Origin of the sequence: Georgenia satyanarayanai, assembly GCF_023715365.1 — a bacterium.
In the GTDB taxonomy this organism is placed as follows: domain Bacteria; phylum Actinomycetota; class Actinomycetes; order Actinomycetales; family Actinomycetaceae; genus Oceanitalea; species Oceanitalea satyanarayanai_B.
This window is the reverse complement of sequence record NZ_JAMBNZ010000188.1, coordinates 1-258: the sequence shown is the minus strand read 5'-3', so window position 1 is coordinate 258 and position 258 is coordinate 1. Positions and strand designations below refer to the sequence as shown.

Here is a 258-nt window from a genome sequence, read left to right as displayed (position 1 = left end):
AGACGATCGTCGTGGCCTTGCGGGCGTCGATGTGCCCGGTGGCCAGCGCCTGACCGGTGAGGGCGAAGACGTTCTCGAAGGCGCGGGCGTTGCTCACGATCCGCTGCGCGGCGAAGCGGCTCAGCCCGAGCCGCGGAGCGAGCTCGTCGGCGGCCATGTTCCCCGACCTCACGTGCGAGGGCAGGGCGCCGCTGCCGTTCATCAGCGGGCGCCGGGAGAGCTCACCGGCCACCCGGGTGAGCTTGGCGGTGGCCCACG

The 258-nt window shown here is 73.3% G+C and carries 1 protein-coding gene; it reads right to left on the bottom strand.

The window, feature by feature from the left end:
- The coding region (locus tag M3148_RS17620) for a DUF222 domain-containing protein (protein ID WP_251305997.1) at positions 1 to 258 on the bottom strand (258 nt) is incomplete at both ends.